This is a genomic window from Acinetobacter marinus (genome assembly GCF_900096915.1).
GTDB classification, from domain to species: Bacteria; Pseudomonadota; Gammaproteobacteria; order Pseudomonadales; family Moraxellaceae; genus Acinetobacter; species Acinetobacter marinus.
Map to the genome: position 1 here is coordinate 37,713 of NZ_FMYK01000006.1, position 16,809 is coordinate 54,521.

Below are 16,809 nucleotides of genomic sequence, written 5' to 3' on the forward strand. Positions count from 1 at the left end.
CCCATGTTCCATACATGGGCTTTTATTGCATTTAGGATGTCCCGCCCTTAACTCAATTTCGAAAATTAACGTGGCTCTTCTACTTTTGATTGCTGTATTGATTTAAGCTCTTGCTTATAACGATAATCGGCAGCAATACACATCAGTGCCAAAAATACAAATCGCCAATTCACAGTGCCATCTTTCATCAATTCAATGAAAATAATGAGGATTAAAAATATAAAAATAATCACACCAAAAGCACGTAAACTTCGGTGTTGTCGTATTTTGGCTTGTGTTGTTTTTGGCTCTAGATCGATCATTTATCTTCCCACAATTATATAGATGCTGATCTCAGACGACGATTCAAATTTCTTAGATTTTCCATTATGATTAAAACACATACTTAATCGGTGCAATATGATGACAATTAAAAATATCGGATTTTTATCCTTACATCTGCTGATACTCAATAGTGCAATATTTTATACGCCTTTAGCAATTGCCAAAACCTCACTTATCCAATCCTCACAAAATGATCAAAAGCAATGGGTTGGTCAAGTTGCACCGAGTTATAAACTCCAAGATCAAAATGGCAAATGGCATCAAAGCAAAGATACTCGTGGCAAATGGACAGTGTTGTATTTCTATCCAAAGGACAATACCGCAGGCTGTACCGAAGAAGCCAAACAATTTAAAAGCCTCTATCCGCAATTTTTAAAAGCCAATGCTGTGGTACTCGGCGTCAGCCTTGATGATGTGAAATCTCATCAGGCTTTTTCAAAAAAACTCGGACTGCCCTTCCCCATCTTAGCTGATCATCAACATCAACTTGCTGAGCAGTTTGGCATCGTCCGTAACTTTGGCATCACCAAAGTGGCAAAGCGTGAAAGTTTCTTGATTGATCCGCAAGGTACGATTGTTTATCACTATACGAGTGTGAACTCACAGACTCATGCCAAGCAGGTTTTAAATGACATTTTAAAATTTCAGAAGAAATAAAATCATTGAAGCACTGATGCAAAGCTGTAACCTTGATCCAACCATAGCAACGCCAAAATAATAAAAAGTCATCGCTTCAAACATAGCGAGCTTGCGCTTTTATAGTTTTGCCCCCAAGTGCGGTAGCCCGAAGTATCAATATGAAACTTATTGTGTTGATATGTGCCCAAGCCCATTTTTAATGCTCGACCTTCTTTTTTCCAAAATTGACAGATTTTCTGTAAAACCGCCGTGTCTGGCTGATTGCTATTTTGTGATGTTGAAGCAACAAGCTGAAAATCGACGGCATGATTGGACAAATGTTTACTGCCTGTCGCCCCTCGACTGCACTGGTTCGCTTTTGCACCACGATATACCGACACGATTTTATAATGATGGATAATACCTAATGCTTGCAATCGTTCAATCAACTGTAATGGCTTAATGACATTTTCCCACTGATGACGTGGTGCAATGGCAAACTGATAAGGCGTGCACTGCGCATTAGAAATATGGCGATTGTAACTGAGCTCAAATAAACTCGGTGGGTGTTGCAAATGCTGTGCTAAATAGCGTTGATATTCGATCAATAATTGCTGATTTTGCTGCTCTTTCCAAAGCTGAAATTCGTGTTGCAATCGTTGATCTTGAAGTTGCGTTACTGTATTTGATGTTTGTATGTTTGGCGTTTTTCTGCTTGGATCGGCTGTATCTTGCTTTTCACAAGCGCAGACTATTGTGAGCAGTATCGTGCAGGCACTGAACAATAAATATTTCACTGTATCTTTTATAGGCATCTTTTAAGTATTTATTCTAAACAACCCTTCTCGAAAAGATAGTGCTTTTCAATATCTTCTGAAAATACAAAAAGCCGCTTCTCAGCGACTTTTTGAAATACATCATGATGTTCGTGATGCAGATTTAATTGAATCAATCTAAATAGTATCAATTAAACATGCACAGTTAAACATCGCATCAGCGGATATTACATCATGCCGCCCATGCCACCCATACCGCCCATGTCTGGTGCAGCTGGTTTGTCTTCTGGGATATCGGTAATCATTGCTTCTGTCGTGAGCATCAAGCCCGCAACAGATGCCGCATGCTCAAGTGCAGAGCGAGTGACTTTTGCAGGATCAAGGATACCCATCTCAAGCATATCGCCATATTCACCAGTCGCAGCGTTATAGCCGAAGTTGCCTTCGCCTTGTTTCACTGCATTGATTACGACTGACGGCTCTTCACCCGCATTGGCAACGATCTGACGAAGTGGTGCTTCGATCGCACGGCGTAAGATGTTGATACCTACAGTTTGGTCATCATTCGCACCTGTTACACCATCAAGTGATTTGATTGCACGTACCAGCGCAACACCACCACCTGCAACCACACCTTCTTCAACCGCAGCACGTGTTGCATGAAGCGCATCGTCTACACGATCTTTTTTCTCTTTCATTTCGACTTCAGTCGCTGCACCGATCTTGATCACAGCAACACCACCAGCAAGTTTCGCAACACGCTCTTGCAGTTTTTCTTTGTCGTATTCAGAGGTTGATTCTTCAACTTGCGCACGGATTTGTTGTACACGCTCAGCGATTTGCGCTGCATTACCTGCACCGTCCACGATCACAGTGTTTTCTTTAGATACAGTCACTTTATGCGCAGTACCCAAGTCTTCTAGCGTTGCTTTTTCCAAAGACATACCAACTTCTTCAGAGATCACATTAGCACCCGTCAAGATCGCAATATCTTGCAGCATTGCTTTACGACGATCACCAAAACCAGGTGCTTTGACCGCACAGACTTTGATAATGCCACGCATATTGTTCACAACAAGAGTTGCAAGCGCTTCGCCTTCAACATCTTCAGCGATGATCAATAATGGCTTACCAGTTTTCGCAACGGCTTCCAAAGTAGTGATCAATTCACGGATATTGCTGATTTTTTTATCAACAAGCAAGATGAATGGGTTTTCAAGCTCAGCAGTGAGCGTATCTTGTTTGTTTGCAAAGTATGGGCTGATATAACCGCGGTCAAACTGCATACCTTCAACAACGTCCAACGCATCTTCAAAGCCTGAGCCTTCTTCAACAGTGATCACGCCTTCTTTGCCGACTTTTTCCATCGCTTGAGCGATCAACTTACCCACTGTGCTGTCAGAGTTTGCAGAGATTGAACCCACTTGCTCAATCGCTTTGAAGTCGTCGGCAGCTTTCGCAGTCGTCTTAATGTTTTCAACCACGGTACGCACCGCGATGTCGATACCACGTTTCAAATCTGTAGGGTTCATGCCCGCAGTTACAGACTTGATGCCTTCTGCCAAGATCGCTTGTGCAAGTACAGTCGCAGTCGTTGTACCATCACCTGCCACATCGTTGGTCTTAGAAGACACTTCACGAACAAGCTGAGCACCCATGTTTTCAAATTTGTCTTTTAATGTGATTTCTTTGGCAACAGTCACACCATCTTTAGTGATGTGCGGTGCACCGAAAGAACGGTCAATGACCACGTTACGACCTTTAGGACCTAACGTGACTTTCACTGCATCGGCAAGGACGTTGACGCCATCAATCATTTTTGCACGTGCTGAAGCACCAAATTTTACGTCTTTAGACATGTGTATTACTCCGAATATTGTTTAATTTGATTATCTTAAAACTGTATAAATTGAAATTTAGCCTTCAAGAATCGCCAAAATGTCAGATTCTTTCATGATCAAAAGCTCTTCGCCTTCAACTTTAACGGTCGTGCCTGCATAAGTACCAAACAACACTTTGTCGCCAACTTTCACATCCAGCGCACGTACACCATTGTCGGTGATTTGACCGTTACCCACTGCGATCACTTCGCCTTGAGCAGGTTTTTCAGCAGCCGAACCTGGCAGCAAGATACCGCCAGCAGTTTTAGTTTCTTCTTCAACACGACGAACGACAACACGGTCATGCAATGGGCGAATAGTACTCATGTTTAACTCCATTAGGCTTTAACTTTTTCAGTCAAATATTTAGCTTAGATTTTCATATTGTCCTGATTCAACGTCATACAGATGACATGAACCAAAACAATGACAATTCGATTTGTTTTTGAAGTGGGGTTTGAACGTGATGCTTCAAGGGCAAAGATGAATTTTTTTTAATTTTTTGTGCTTTTTTTGGACATCAAACCAAAGATGCTTCATTTATTGGCCAAATCCGTTTCCATTTTTGAAAACTTTGCGAGGTGTCATCATATAAATAGGCATCAATTTCACCTTGCGCAGTAATCACATTAAAGCCATTTTCTTCGCCGTGATGAGTACGATTGGAAAACGTCGTACCTGCATGAATGTCGAGTACCGATTGCGCCACATCGAGATGATAAAACTGATTGAGATGATACACCGCCGACTGATGTAAATGTCCGTGCAATAGACCATTTAAACCCGCATCCGCCCAATGCCTGAGTGCAATTTCTCCTGATACAGGACAATCCTCAACATGCTTATCAAAGGGTTCACAATAAAATGGCTGATGTACCGCAACCAATTTATATAAATGCTCAGGCGCACTTTTCAGTTTGGCTTCGACTTCTGCGATTTGCTTGGTGGAAACATAACCTTTGGTGTGATATTTCGGACGGATACTATTCACCCCAATCACATAAAAGTGCTCGGAAACGATCTCCTTTTCCGTTGCACCAAAGAACAGTTGATAACGCCCAAAAGGGTTAAAAAAACGTCGCCACACATGATACAGCGGAATATCATGATTACCTGGTACAACAAGATACGGAATATTTAAACTTTCTAAAAATTGACGACAGGCATAGAACTGCTGAAACCGAGCACGCTGAGTCAAGTCGCCACTAACGATCACCAATTCAGGTTGCTGTTGCTGACAGAAATCTTTCACCGCTTGGACACGTTCAGGAATCTCGGTACCAAAATGCAAATCAGATAAATGAAGAAGCATTTAATCTCCTCCCACGCTCGACCGAGGTACACGCACTTTGATCGCATCATGAGCGACTTGGAACTTAAGGGGCGTACGCAATCGCATGATTTCGCCATCCAGCGCCACTTTCATCTCAGGTTTTTGGGTGGAAATCTGCACATCATCGGCACAAAAACTATAAACATCTTTGGCATGTTCCAGCTCACCTTGTAGCAATTTGACCATCAATTGAAATAACTGAAAACGGGTCACATGACCGACTGCCACACCTGCCAACTTGCCCTTTGCAGCGCAATCTGCAAGACGTAATTTTAAATCTTGCAGTTGCAGTTGATTATTGCCAAAGAATACCATTGGTGATGCGATCGGATGCTTTTGCCCATCGATTTGGATTTTTAAACGATAATATTTCTGCGGTTGCGCAAGCACCGCCAAGCCTGACAGATAAGCCACCAAAGGAAAGCGCCCAAACTTTTTATTATAATATTCTCGGTTTTCGATCATCACAGGATACAAGCCGATACTGGCATTATTCAGGTAAATCTTGTCATTCACCTGCCCGACATGAATCGGTTTTGCCACCCCATCGATGAGATTCTGCACCGCTTCTGGCAAAGTCACAGGAATGTGAAGTGCTCGCGCCACATAATTAAATGTGCCCAAAGGTAAAATGCCCAGCTCAATGTCGGTATGCATCAGCGCCTGCGCCACTGCATTGATGGTGCCGTCGCCACCTGCTGCAACGATCACGCCACGCTGACCTATCGGATAGCTTTGATGTTTGGCAACGGCGGTACTGACACATTGATTCAGTGGAAATTTTTCTTCAGTTAAAAAAATTTCCACATCAAACTGCGACTTTTCTAAGCTCTGCGCAATTAAGCGCATCTCCATCTCATGACCTTCACCATGATGCCCTGAGCGCACATTCATGATGATGGATAATGGTGCTGACATTTGTTGTTGCTATTCCTATTTTGATCATTTCGACATTGTTATTTTGCAAATATACAACAGATCTCAGTGCACGACTGTAAAATTTTATGAAGCATTGATTTATAACACTATTTTTAAGTATTTTTGATTAAAATACCAAACATTTAGTGAAAATTATAGAGCGTTAAATTTATATTTATATTTTAAAAACAATATCTTATTAAAATATTATCGCTTCACGCAAATGATCTACGACCAAGTCAGCATACCTATTTTGGCGAAAATATGTTTTAATATGCCAACCAAAATTTATCGATATTTATCGTTGTTGTAACGACACAACACACTGTACAGCTTGTACATTTTTCAAGAAAAGTAGGCCTGATCATGACCCAAGTCAACGCACCAGAATTCGTTCGTCACCCTAAGCTCATTGCTTGGGTTGAGGAAATTGCTAAATTAACCAAACCTGCAAAAATCGAATGGTGTGACGGTAGTGAAGAAGAATATCAACGTCTTATCGACTTGATGATCACTAACGGCACCATGCAAAAATTGAACCCAGAAAAACACCCTGGTTCATATTTGGCAAATTCTGATCCGTCTGACGTGGCTCGTGTTGAAGATCGTACCTTTATCTGTACTGAAAATGAAGAAGATGCTGGCGCAACCAACAACTGGGAAGCGCCTGCGGTAATGCGTGAAAAGTTAAATGGTCTCTTTGATGGCGCAATGAAAGGTCGTACCATGTACGTGGTGCCTTTCTCTATGGGTCCATTAGGTAGCCACATTGCACACATTGGTATCGAGTTGACTGACTCTCCATATGTTGTGATCAGTATGCGTAAAATGGCACGTATGGGCAAAGCAGTCTATGACGTACTCGGTACAGACGGCGAATATGTGCCTTGCGTACACACTGTTGCTGCACCACTTGCAGAAGGTCAAAAAGACGTAGCTTGGCCATGTAACAATGAAAAATACATCGTACATTATCCACAAACTCGTGAAATCTGGTCTTATGGTTCAGGTTACGGCGGTAATGCATTGCTCGGTAAAAAATGCTTGGCACTTCGTATTGCCTCTGCAATGGGTCGTGAGCAAGGCTGGTTAGCTGAGCACATGTTGATTCTTGGTGTGACTAACCCGCAAGGTGAAAAACACTACATCGCTGCGGCATTCCCATCTGCTTGTGGTAAAACCAACTTTGCAATGTTGATTCCACCAGCAGGTTATGAAGGCTGGAAAATCGAAACTGTTGGTGACGATATTGCTTGGATCAAACCAGGTGAAGATGGTCGTCTGTATGCGATCAACCCAGAAGCAGGTTTCTTCGGTGTGGCACCAGGTACAAACACCAAAACCAACCCGAACTGTATGGCAACTTTGAACAAAGACGTGATCTATACCAACGTCGCTGTGACTGCTGACGGTGAAATCTGGTGGGAAGGTCTAAGCAAAGAAGCGCCTGCAAACCTCACCAACTGGAAAGGTCAACCACACGTTGCTGGTGAAAAAGCAGCGCATCCAAATGCTCGCTTCACCGTATCGGCTGGTCAATGCCCTTCGATTGATGCGGATTGGGAAAATCCAGCAGGTGTACCGATTTCTGCGTTCATCTTCGGTGGTCGTCGTGCAGACACAGTACCTCTAGTTTCTGAAGCATTTGACTGGGTGGATGGTGTTTATAAAGCAGCAACCATGGGTTCTGAAACCACTGCTGCCGCTGTTGGTCAACAAGGTATTGTGCGTCGTGACCCATTTGCGATGTTGCCATTCGCAGGCTACAACATGGCGGACTACTTCTCGCATTGGTTAGAGCTTGGTCAACAAGTTGGTGCCAAAGCTGAAGCTGCTGGTAATAAATTGCCAAAAATTTTCAATGTCAACTGGTTCCGCCGTGATGCAGAAGGCAACTTCGTATGGCCTGGTTTTGGTCAAAACATGCGTGTGCTTGAGTGGATCATTGATCGCTGTGAAGGTCGTGCTGATGCAGTGAATACACCGATTGGTCTAGTTCCGACTTATGAACAACTGAACTGGACAGGTATTGACTTCACGAAAGATCAGTTTGAAACAGTAACTAAGCAAGACAAAGATCAATGGATCAAAGAACTTGAAAGCCACACTGAGCTATTTACTAAACTCGGTGCTCGCCTTCCACAAGCACTGAAAGATCGCCAATCTCAACTTTTAGATGCAGTGAAATCTGCTTAATCAGTCACACTATTGATAAAAAAGACGCTTCGGCGTCTTTTTTTTGTAAGTAAATTTTACAAAATGTCTGTCGCATGTATTGATACAGCTTTTAAGTTTAACGATAATAATAAATTTTTTCATTTACATATACGGATAGTGTTATGATGCTTCACACTCCTTTTCATCGCTCTGCATTATTTGTGGCGATTTCTTCCCTGAGCGCACTCAGTTCGACAGTAGTCTTTGCAGAGGACGAGGTACAGCAACTTCCTGTGATCCAAGTCACTGCAACTAAAGACACCAGTTCTGAACAGACCAAGTCGTATATTGTTGAAGATAGCAACAGTGCGATGAAGTTAAATATTTCAGCAAAAGAAACGCCACAAACCATTAATGTGGTTACGCGTCAGCAAATTGAAGATTTTGGATTAAACTCTACCCGAGCAGTACTGCAAAATACACCTGGGGTGACGGTGACTGCACAAGAAACCGATCGAACTACCTACATGGCACGTGGATTTGAAATATCAAATACCCTGATTGATGGATTGGGTTTTCCAAAAAGTGGTTACAATTACAACAATACCAACCCTGACACATATTTTTATGATCGTGTCGAAGTCGTTAAAGGCGCCGATGCGCTCACCAATTCTTTTGGTGATCCAAGTGCAACCATTAACTATATTCGCAAACGCCCTACCAAAGAATTCCAAGCCAATGGCGGCATCTCTTATGGTTCATGGGACACTGTACGTTACGAAGCCGATGCTTCTGGCGCCATCAGCGATCATGTTCGTGCTCGGGTCATGGGTTATGAACAAACAGGTGACTCCTACCTAGACCACTATAGTTCTGAAAAAAATGGCTTTGCGGGCATTATCGAAGCAGATTTAACCGACAGCACATTACTTACCGTTGGTTATAGTGAAATGCAAACCAAACCCAATGCGAATAACTGGGGCGCATTACCCCTACTCAGTGCAACAGGCGATCAACTGAGTTACGACCAAGATTATAATCCAAACCCAGATTGGGCATTTTGGGACAATAATATTCAAAATGCCTTTATTGAACTCAAACAAGAACTTGGTGAAAATTGGACCGCCAAACTCACCTATGACTACACCAAAACCGAATATCAAAGTAAATTACTCTATTACTACGGCTACCCAACAGCAGACGGTGCAGGTGTTTCTTTAACGGCATGGGGCGGTGAGCAAAATCAAGAAGATCATTTTGCAGATTTAAACTTGCAAGGTAAATACAATCTCTTTAATCGCCAACATGAAGCAACTATTGGTTACAACTATGCCAAAAGTAATCAGTTTGATATCGAGCAATCAGGCACGATCTTAGACAGCAATGTGGTCGGTGGATTAACGACCAATTGGGCAAGCTGGACACCGACAAATATTAGCTGGTCGGATTTCACCGAAGCATCAAACTATGATCAAACCATACATTCATTTTATGCGGCAACACGCTTACATCTGACTGATGATTTGCGTTTGATCCTTGGTGGGAACTATGTTGATGCCAGTAGCGATGGCAGTTCATACGGTAGCTCGGTGGCTTATGATGAACAAGAATTTTCACCCTATACAGGAATTACCTATAACTTCACCCCAGAATATACTGGTTATATGAGTTATACCTCGATTTTCCGCCCTCAAACAGGTGTAGACACCAATGGTGATGCACTCAAACCAATTGATGGTGAAAGCTATGAAATTGGTGTAAAAAGTGCTTGGCTAGATAATCGTTTAACGGGAACGCTTGGTGTGTTTAGAACGGAGCAAAGTAACTATCCACTACGCTCATCTGATGGTAATCCTTTATCTCGCCGAGTAGATGTCAGTGATCTACGCTCGCAAGGTGTAGAAGTTGGCTTGGCAGGCAAACTCACAGACAATTTAGATATTTCTTTTGGCTATACACAGTTTAGCTTGACCGATCTTGTCAATGGTGGACATGCACGTACTTATAATCCAAGTCAAACCATTAATCTCTTGGCGACTTACCAATTCCCAATGCTCCCGCAACTGAAAGTTGGTGCGGGTGTGAGATGGCAAGACAAAATTTATCTGTACGACGCCACTGTTGATGCGACAATTCGCCAAGATGCCTATGCTTTATTGGATCTAATGGCAAGTTATGAAGTGAATAAGCATCTTACCATTCAAGCCAATGGTAAAAATCTCACCGATGAAAAATATCTTAATAGTTTCCCTGATGGTCAGGCATTCTATGGCGAACCTGCCAACTATACCGTAGCGTTGAAATTTAAATACTGATTCTTTGAATGAGATAGATTTCAGCACTTAAACCAAAAGAAAGGAGCAACATATGCTCCTTTCTTGCTTTGTTAACCCACCCACTTTTGGGTGATACCAACAATATATGACTTAGAATTTCACCAAATCGCCTTTCAACGTCACGCCAGCGATCACACCACCTTTGTGACATTCATATTTGCTGGTGTCTTTATATTCATTACGCTTATAAAAACTGACAATATTAGTTACTGCATTGGCGCCACGTGCTTTGGCGGACTCATGAAACTGAATAATCGCAGAACGTACAGCCCAATCACATGCCTTCTCAGCTGACTTGCCAAAACCATTGGTTTTTTTATTACTGATCAAACCTTTGCTGACAATCGCTCCACCTGATTTGGTGCCAGCCAAATAAAACTTGACCGAGCCATCAATCGCCCCATCTGCAACTGCACTTTGTACCGCTTGATTAAAATCAAGATAATGTGCATCATCTTTTGCCTGTGCCAAACCTGCCACTGCCAACATTGCCCCAGCAATCATGATTTGTTTGAACTTGATTTGTTTCAACATCGTATTATTCCTCTTTCTGTGCTTTTTAAAAAAACTATAATTGTTTAAAGATCAGTGACGTATTAATGCCACCAAAGGCAAAGTTATTACTCATGATGGTATCTGTATTGATCTCACGAGCTTGCCCTTTAATATAATCTAAATCACCACAGCGTGCATCAATGTTCTCTAGATTAATGGTCGGGGCAAACTGCTGACGATTGAGCATATCAATACTCAGCCATGCTTCGATCGCACCGCACGCCCCTAAAGTATGTCCGAAATAACTTTTCAATGAGCTGATTGGTTTTTTACCAAGGACTCGAGCTGTGGCTTGACTCTCAGCAATATCGCCCTGCTCCGTGGACGTACCATGTGCATTAACATAGCCAATCTGCTCAGGAGAAATATCGGCATCATTTAGTGCCAACTCCATACAACGCCCCATTTGTTCATGGTCAGGTTGGGTGACGTGCTTGCCATCAGTATTGCTACCATAACCTAGCACTTCGGCATAAATATGTGCGCCACGTGCTTTGGCATGCTCAAATTCTTCCAAAATTAGACATGCAGCACCCTCACCGATCACCAAGCCATCACGATCTTGGTCAAATGGTCGAGGCGTATTTTCAGGCTGATCATTTTGACAACTGGTGGCAAATAACACATCAAATACCGCCGCACTCGCCACGCTCAGCTCTTCTGCACCACCTGCAAGCATCACGCTTTGCTTGCCATATTTGATCGCTTCAAAAGCCTGACCAATCGCCATTGAGCCTGAAGTACAGGCACTTGGCGTCGGTAGCGTTAAACCTTTTAAGCCAAAATGCACACTGATATTGACCGCACTGGTATGTGCCATCATCCGAATATAAGTGGTTGCATTGATTTTTCGCCCATTTTGATTGAGCAAAAGATCACCAAGCTCTGTGACCGCAGCCACGCTACCCGAGGATGAACCAAACGCCACCCCTGTCTGACCTGATTGAATCACTTCGCTACCATGTAGCCCTGCATCATGTAAAGCATTTTCCGCACTAATTACAGACATTAACGCCACACGCCCCATACCACGTGTGGTCTTTCGGGTAAAATGTGCAGGCATGGTAAAGTCCAATACAGGTGCCGCCAAACGTGTCCGCACATCTTGATAAGGTTCCCAGTCGGGCATATAACGCACCGCATTCTGCCCTTTGGCGATCGCATCTCGAATTTGTTCGATGCTTTCACCTAATGCCGTAATGCCCGCCATTCCCGTAATCACCACTCGACGCATTAGATCAATCCTCCATTGACTGAAATCACTTGTCTAGTGATATAGGATGCTTCATCAGAACATAAAAATTTTACTGTTGCAGCGACTTCTTCGACTTGCCCCAAGCGTTGCATTGGAATCATGTTTAAGGCATGTTCTTTGACTTCATCGGTGACCATTTCGGTATCGATCAGACCTGGTGCCACACAATTGACGGTGATTTTTCGTTTGGCAAGCTCGAGTGCCATTGCCTTGGTCGCACCAATCAAACCTGCTTTGGCAGCACTATAGTTGACTTGTCCACGATTGCCCATCACGCCTGACACCGATGACAAGGTCACGATACGACCGCCCTGTTTTAATCGAATCATTGGCATGATCAGTGGTTTTAACACATTATAAAAACCATGCAAACTGGTATCGATCACTTGATCCCAATCCTCATCAGACAATGCAGGGAAAGCGCCATCACGTGTCAGCCCAGCATTGAGCACCACACCGTAAAATGCCCCATGTTGCGCCATATCTTGCGTGAGAATGCGTTCAATTTCAGTACGGTCATTGACATCGAACTGTAGACAATGGCTTTCTCGACCTAAAGCCTGAATGTCTTGTGCAACCGCTTCTGCCTCAGCCATGCGTGAACGTGCATGAATGGTAATGTCAAAGCCCGCCTGTGCCAGTTGCAATGCAATCGCCTTGCCGATGCCACGACTCGAACCTGTCACTAAGATTCGTCTTGCTTGCTTATTTTCAACTTGCTTATTTTCAACTTGCTTATTTTCAACTTGCTGATTTTCAGGATGATTAAGTAGCATGTTGAAACTCCTGCTTGGCATTTTCAGGTTCATAGACGCTGAGCGTGGCAGTGATGGTTTTTCCTAATGCGCTAATTTCACAGTCAAATACACCCAAGTTGTCTTGCATATAATTTTTTTTGGCTTTGATGACGATCTCAGAATTTAAGGGAAAATACGCAAAATCAAAGTTCATTTTTCGGCTGCCCAGCAAGAAGCCGATTTTCGGTGCTTGTTGATTTTTTTTGCCTTGCACGCCTGCATACAGACTCACCGTTTGCGCCATCAGTTCGATGCTTGCCCATGTCGGCAAACCCTGTGTATTACTAAACATCAATGCTGGCGTCACTGTGACTTTAGCAATGGCGAAGTCCTCACCTGCTTCGAGTAACTGATCGATCATCACCATCGGTGCTTGATGCGGTAAATAATCTGCGGCTTGCTCAAGCATGCGATCCCCTTGCAAAAATTAAACTGATATTACTGCCACCAAAGGCAAAAGAATTACTCATCACCACATTGGCTTTGCTCAATGCGCTGTGTGGACGTACATAATTTAATGGACTTAAACTGCGATCGATTTGCCCGCCATGATGCCACGGCAACCATGCACTTTCACTACGCAGCACTTGCTGACAAATATAGGCTTCAATCGCACCCGCCGCACCCAGACAATGTCCTGTTTTATGTTTGGTGCTGCTGACGGGCAAATCTTCACCGAAAATGGTATGAATCGCACGGGTTTCCATCGCATCATTTTGCGGGGTGGCGGTGCCGTGCATATTTAAATAATCAATCTCTGCTGTCGATAGATTTGCTTGTTTCAATGCTTCACGCATTGCCTGTTCGGCACCTTTACCTTCTGGATGGGGCGCAGAAATATGCCACGCATCCATCGACTCACCACTGGCAAGCAGATTCACGGGTGCATGATCACGGCTCAGTACAAAGAGTGCCGCAGCCTCACCGATGTTAATCCCATCTCGATCAGCACCACATGGCGTACAGATCGACGCAGACAAACTGTCTAAGCTATTAAAGCCATGTAAAGTCAGACCACAAAGCGTATCGACTCCACCGACCAAGACCACATCCGCCAAGTCACTGTTTAATAATCGCTGTGCCGTAGCAAAGGCTTTGGCACTCGATGAACATGCCGTAGAGATCGAATAGGCAATGCCTTGCCAGCCCAAATACTGTTGCATTGCGACCGCAAGGCTTGCCATCGCTTGTTTTTGATGCTGTAAATAAGGCGACATATCGTTAGGCGCTGTGCGTTGATGTTGTTCGAGCGCAAGTTGATTATCGGCGATGCCCGACGTCGATGTCCCCAATACGATTGCCAAACGGTGTGTAGGAATGCCCTTGGTCATTTGTTTGAGCTGTGCCTCAATCGGCTGTAATGCAGTCAAAGCAAATGCCAGATTGCGAGAGTGAAATGGATTTAATACTGGATCAGCAACTTCCCGCAAGACATAGGGATAAGCCCCGACAAAGACGCAAGGTGATAACAGATCAGAGTGCTGTAAACTTTGCACATCACTGCACAATAGCTGTTGCAGGTTTTGAGTTGACACATCACTTTTTGACATCAGTTGCGTCATGCCGTGATCCAGTGCAGATAAGGCGCTACTCAACTGAATGCCAACTGTTTGCATATTTTTGCTTTTGTTATTCATTCCATTCAACATATATGTACTACATTGTGATTTTAATAAAATTTCAATTGCAGTCAATCATAACAAAGAAATACTTCAACACCGATTGCAACTTCTACCCTTTAGACCTAATCCGCTTGTAAAAAATCATCTTGAATCGGACTCAACAGCATTTTGTAAGGCACGTTCAAATTTTTCACCTCAATACTACCGTCTGCATTGTACTGTGCTTGATAGACCTGTTGATTGTTCTGCAAAATTACCCGTGTAACGTGGTGCGCCATCTGCTTAGATTGGGCAGTATAGGGTGTGTTTTTTAACGTAGTTTTGAGTACGTCTTCGGACAGCGTCGCCCAGACCATATCTCGATAGAGATAATCAAAAGGAATGCGCTTCATCGCATCAATCGACTGCACCACATCGACCTTTTTCCCATCATAATGTAACTCAAACAGCACTTGCCCCGTTACGGTCATACCGATGACTTGTTGATAGGTTTTCGGCTGATGCGATGCACCATTTTGCATGGTACTCGACACCAAATTACTCAGCAGCAAAAAGCTAATCGATTGTTCTTTCCAAAACAGCTCAACTTCATATTGTTGATTTTGACTTTTTTCAAGTGGTTGCACTGACGGATTCTGTTGTAATGTATGGCTTTGTTGAAGCTGAGCCATACTTGGCAAACCTTGGATGGTTTGCGCTTGTTGACATGCGATCAAATTCAGCAGGACACCCGCAGTCAAGGCAAAACCCAAAGTTCGTGCACGGCATGCTTTTGGCGTCATTCGACTGACAATATTTTTGCAATGACAACGCAACATCTGACCTTTTTCCGCTCCCATTCCCTAACACTCCTGCTCGATTAGCACTCTTTCTGCTGCGCAAAATCACGGCAAATTTCCACCAACGCATTTAAGCGCCGAGATGCATCCTTAACCATTGGATTCGCTGTATCCCACGCATAGCCTGCCAAAATCGAGCTGATCATTTCACGCACTTGAGTGTTTTGTTGCTCTGAAAACACCACATCTTGAAAGCCACCTTGATACCACGACTCGACATAGGTTCGGAACACATCGATGCCCTGTCTGAGTGGTTTTTCATAGTCGTTTTGCCAGTCCACAGACCCGCCACGCAGATAGCGATCGACCAAGGGCACCGCCATCGATGCCGATTTGAGCGCAATGGTCACACCCGAAGAAAATACAGGATCAAGAAACTCGCCCGCATTACCCAGCAAAGCAAAACGATCGCCAAAAAGCTGTTTGACATTCGCCGAATAGCCCATGATCTGTTGCACCGTTTGGTCGAACTTGGCATGTGCCAATACCTTCGATAATGCCACATCATCAGCAAGAATAAACTGGAGCAATGCTTCTTTTGAATCTGCATGACTTGGATCGTGTTTTGCCAGTTGCGCTTGATAGGCTTGGAAAAAATCAGGCTCAGCCACCACACCAAATGAACTTCGACCATCAGCAAATGGAATGAGCCAATACCATGCCCGATGATCTTTTTCATGTACGGTAATTAAGATTTTTTCTCGATCAAAGTCCGCTTCAGGCTGAATATTATCTTCGATATGGGTAAATAAGGCTTGGCGTACAGGAAAGTCTGACGGATATTCCAAATCTAATAATTTCGGCAAAATCCGCCCAAAACCACTGCCATCTAGCACAAATTTGGCATCGATCTGATAAGGCTGTTGCGCTTCATCTAAAGCGTGTACTTTGACGCAATCTACCAAAATTTCGATCGACTCCAGTTGATGTCCGAAACGAATATCGGCGCCTTTGTCCTGTGCAGATTGTGCCAGAATATGATCAAATGGCGCACGGCGCACTTGCCACGTAGTTCCATGCCCTTCGCTAAATTTCTCAGTGAAATTATAATAATGTCGCTCAGCACCTCGTAAAAACGCCGCACCATTTTTAAACTGAAATGCTTCTGCTTCGACTTGAGCTCGCACGGCATCGAGCATGTCCGCTTGTTCTAAAAATGCCATACATTGCGGCAAGAGCGACTCACCGATGGAAAACCGTGGAAAATATTGTTTTTCCAGCACGGTGACTTGATAATTTTTTTGTCGAAGTAAACTGGCTGCACAGCTTCCCGAAGGCCCTGCGCCGATGATCAACACATCTGTGCTTTGTACTGCTGTCATAGTTTTCCTAAATTCTCTTTGATTTTTCCTTCAAAATGTCTTTGCTATTTATTCGCGAACATGATTCAGGTCGTTAT

General features: G+C 43.6%; 16 protein-coding genes. 3 read left to right on the forward strand and 13 right to left on the reverse strand.

From position 1 onward, the window contains the following. Window positions 1-65: 65 nt before the first annotated feature. Window positions 66-302, reverse strand: coding sequence for a hypothetical protein (locus tag BLQ60_RS10700; RefSeq protein ID WP_092620141.1), 237 nt, complete (start codon window positions 300-302; stop codon window positions 66-68). 97 nt (window positions 303-399) lie between these two features. On the opposite strand from BLQ60_RS10700, the gene BLQ60_RS10705 reads away from it, so the two are divergent. Then, window positions 400-981 (forward strand): peroxiredoxin, encoded by a 582-nt coding sequence (locus tag BLQ60_RS10705; protein ID WP_244516029.1) that lies wholly within the window; start codon window positions 400-402, stop codon window positions 979-981. Between the two features lie 68 nt (window positions 982-1,049). On the opposite strand, the gene BLQ60_RS10710 is transcribed toward BLQ60_RS10705, so the two are convergent. The 5 genes from BLQ60_RS10710 to BLQ60_RS10730 form a co-directional block, all read right to left on the reverse strand. Beyond that, a complete protein-coding gene (locus BLQ60_RS10710) occupies window positions 1,050-1,598 on the reverse strand; it encodes a hypothetical protein (RefSeq protein WP_092620144.1) in 549 nt (182 codons plus the stop codon). A gap of 347 nt (window positions 1,599-1,945) precedes the next feature. Next, window positions 1,946-3,577: a chaperonin GroEL gene (gene groL, locus BLQ60_RS10715; RefSeq protein WP_092620147.1), complete on the reverse strand. Its 1,632-nt coding sequence runs from the start codon at window positions 3,575-3,577 to the stop codon at window positions 1,946-1,948. 57 nt (window positions 3,578-3,634) lie between these two features. Then, entirely contained in the window at window positions 3,635-3,925 is a 291-nt protein-coding gene (locus BLQ60_RS10720) for a co-chaperone GroES (protein WP_092620150.1), read from the reverse strand. A gap of 193 nt (window positions 3,926-4,118) precedes the next feature. Next, the gene (locus BLQ60_RS10725; protein WP_092620153.1) at window positions 4,119-4,910 is read right to left on the reverse strand and encodes a metallophosphoesterase family protein; all 792 of its coding nucleotides are present in this window, start codon (window positions 4,908-4,910) and stop codon (window positions 4,119-4,121) included. After that, window positions 4,911-5,849 carry a diacylglycerol/lipid kinase family protein gene (locus BLQ60_RS10730; RefSeq protein ID WP_092620156.1) on the reverse strand — a complete coding sequence of 313 codons (939 nt, stop codon included), beginning with the start codon at window positions 5,847-5,849 and terminating at the stop codon, window positions 4,911-4,913. It lies immediately after the preceding gene. A gap of 366 nt (window positions 5,850-6,215) precedes the next feature. Here BLQ60_RS10730 and BLQ60_RS10735 point away from each other — a divergent pair, with 366 nt between their 5' ends. Together BLQ60_RS10735 and BLQ60_RS10740 are read left to right on the forward strand one after the other, a co-directional pair. Then, entirely contained in the window at window positions 6,216-8,045 is a 1,830-nt protein-coding gene (locus BLQ60_RS10735; protein ID WP_092620159.1) for a phosphoenolpyruvate carboxykinase (GTP), read from the forward strand. A gap of 146 nt (window positions 8,046-8,191) precedes the next feature. Further along, on the forward strand, window positions 8,192-10,321 hold the full coding sequence (locus BLQ60_RS10740; RefSeq protein ID WP_092620401.1) for a TonB-dependent siderophore receptor: 2,130 nt from the start codon (window positions 8,192-8,194) through the stop codon (window positions 10,319-10,321). 111 nt (window positions 10,322-10,432) lie between these two features. On the opposite strand, the gene BLQ60_RS10745 is transcribed toward BLQ60_RS10740, so the two are convergent. The 7 genes from BLQ60_RS10745 to BLQ60_RS10775 form a co-directional block, all read right to left on the reverse strand. Further along, window positions 10,433-10,864 carry an excinuclease gene (locus BLQ60_RS10745; protein WP_378235240.1) on the reverse strand — a complete coding sequence of 144 codons (432 nt, stop codon included), beginning with the start codon at window positions 10,862-10,864 and terminating at the stop codon, window positions 10,433-10,435. A gap of 46 nt (window positions 10,865-10,910) precedes the next feature. Then, a complete protein-coding gene (locus BLQ60_RS10750; RefSeq protein ID WP_092620162.1) occupies window positions 10,911-12,131 on the reverse strand; it encodes a beta-ketoacyl-ACP synthase in 1,221 nt (406 codons plus the stop codon). Then, the gene (locus BLQ60_RS10755; RefSeq protein ID WP_092620165.1) at window positions 12,131-12,928 is read right to left on the reverse strand and encodes a 3-ketoacyl-ACP reductase FabG2; all 798 of its coding nucleotides are present in this window, start codon (window positions 12,926-12,928) and stop codon (window positions 12,131-12,133) included. Before BLQ60_RS10755 ends, BLQ60_RS10750 begins: the two co-directional genes overlap by 1 nt. Then, window positions 12,918-13,358: a hotdog family protein gene (locus tag BLQ60_RS10760; protein WP_092620168.1), complete on the reverse strand. Its 441-nt coding sequence runs from the start codon at window positions 13,356-13,358 to the stop codon at window positions 12,918-12,920. The genes BLQ60_RS10755 and BLQ60_RS10760 overlap by 11 nt, the downstream gene beginning before the upstream one ends. Further along, the gene (locus BLQ60_RS10765; protein ID WP_092620171.1) at window positions 13,351-14,586 is read right to left on the reverse strand and encodes a beta-ketoacyl-ACP synthase; all 1,236 of its coding nucleotides are present in this window, start codon (window positions 14,584-14,586) and stop codon (window positions 13,351-13,353) included. The genes BLQ60_RS10760 and BLQ60_RS10765 overlap by 8 nt, the downstream gene beginning before the upstream one ends. Before the next feature lie 107 nt (window positions 14,587-14,693). Then, window positions 14,694-15,410 carry a DUF3261 domain-containing protein gene (locus BLQ60_RS10770; RefSeq protein WP_092620174.1) on the reverse strand — a complete coding sequence of 239 codons (717 nt, stop codon included), beginning with the start codon at window positions 15,408-15,410 and terminating at the stop codon, window positions 14,694-14,696. Between the two features lie 20 nt (window positions 15,411-15,430). After that, a complete protein-coding gene (locus tag BLQ60_RS10775; RefSeq protein WP_092620177.1) occupies window positions 15,431-16,732 on the reverse strand; it encodes an NAD(P)/FAD-dependent oxidoreductase in 1,302 nt (433 codons plus the stop codon). Window positions 16,733-16,809 lie beyond the last annotated feature (77 nt).

Coding starts and splice junctions, on each gene's coding strand:
- BLQ60_RS10700 (WP_092620141.1), bottom strand. CDS start 302: ATGATCGATCTAGAGCCAAAAACAACACAAGCCAAAATACGACAACAC.
- BLQ60_RS10705 (WP_244516029.1), top strand. CDS start 400: ATGATGACAATTAAAAATATCGGATTTTTATCCTTACATCTGCTGATA.
- groL (WP_092620147.1), bottom strand. CDS start 3,577: ATGTCTAAAGACGTAAAATTTGGTGCTTCAGCACGTGCAAAAATGATT.
- BLQ60_RS10720 (WP_092620150.1), bottom strand. CDS start 3,925: ATGAGTACTATTCGCCCATTGCATGACCGTGTTGTCGTTCGTCGTGTT.
- BLQ60_RS10725 (WP_092620153.1), bottom strand. CDS start 4,910: ATGCTTCTTCATTTATCTGATTTGCATTTTGGTACCGAGATTCCTGAA.
- BLQ60_RS10730 (WP_092620156.1), bottom strand. CDS start 5,849: ATGTCAGCACCATTATCCATCATCATGAATGTGCGCTCAGGGCATCAT.
- BLQ60_RS10735 (WP_092620159.1), top strand. CDS start 6,216: ATGACCCAAGTCAACGCACCAGAATTCGTTCGTCACCCTAAGCTCATT.
- BLQ60_RS10740 (WP_092620401.1), top strand. CDS start 8,192: ATGCTTCACACTCCTTTTCATCGCTCTGCATTATTTGTGGCGATTTCT.
- BLQ60_RS10750 (WP_092620162.1), bottom strand. CDS start 12,131: ATGCGTCGAGTGGTGATTACGGGAATGGCGGGCATTACGGCATTAGGT.
- BLQ60_RS10755 (WP_092620165.1), bottom strand. CDS start 12,928: ATGCTACTTAATCATCCTGAAAATCAGCAAGTTGAAAATAAGCAAGTT.
- BLQ60_RS10760 (WP_092620168.1), bottom strand. CDS start 13,358: ATGCTTGAGCAAGCCGCAGATTATTTACCGCATCAAGCACCGATGGTG.
- BLQ60_RS10765 (WP_092620171.1), bottom strand. CDS start 14,586: ATGAATAACAAAAGCAAAAATATGCAAACAGTTGGCATTCAGTTGAGT.
- BLQ60_RS10770 (WP_092620174.1), bottom strand. CDS start 15,410: ATGGGAGCGGAAAAAGGTCAGATGTTGCGTTGTCATTGCAAAAATATT.
- BLQ60_RS10775 (WP_092620177.1), bottom strand. CDS start 16,732: ATGACAGCAGTACAAAGCACAGATGTGTTGATCATCGGCGCAGGGCCT.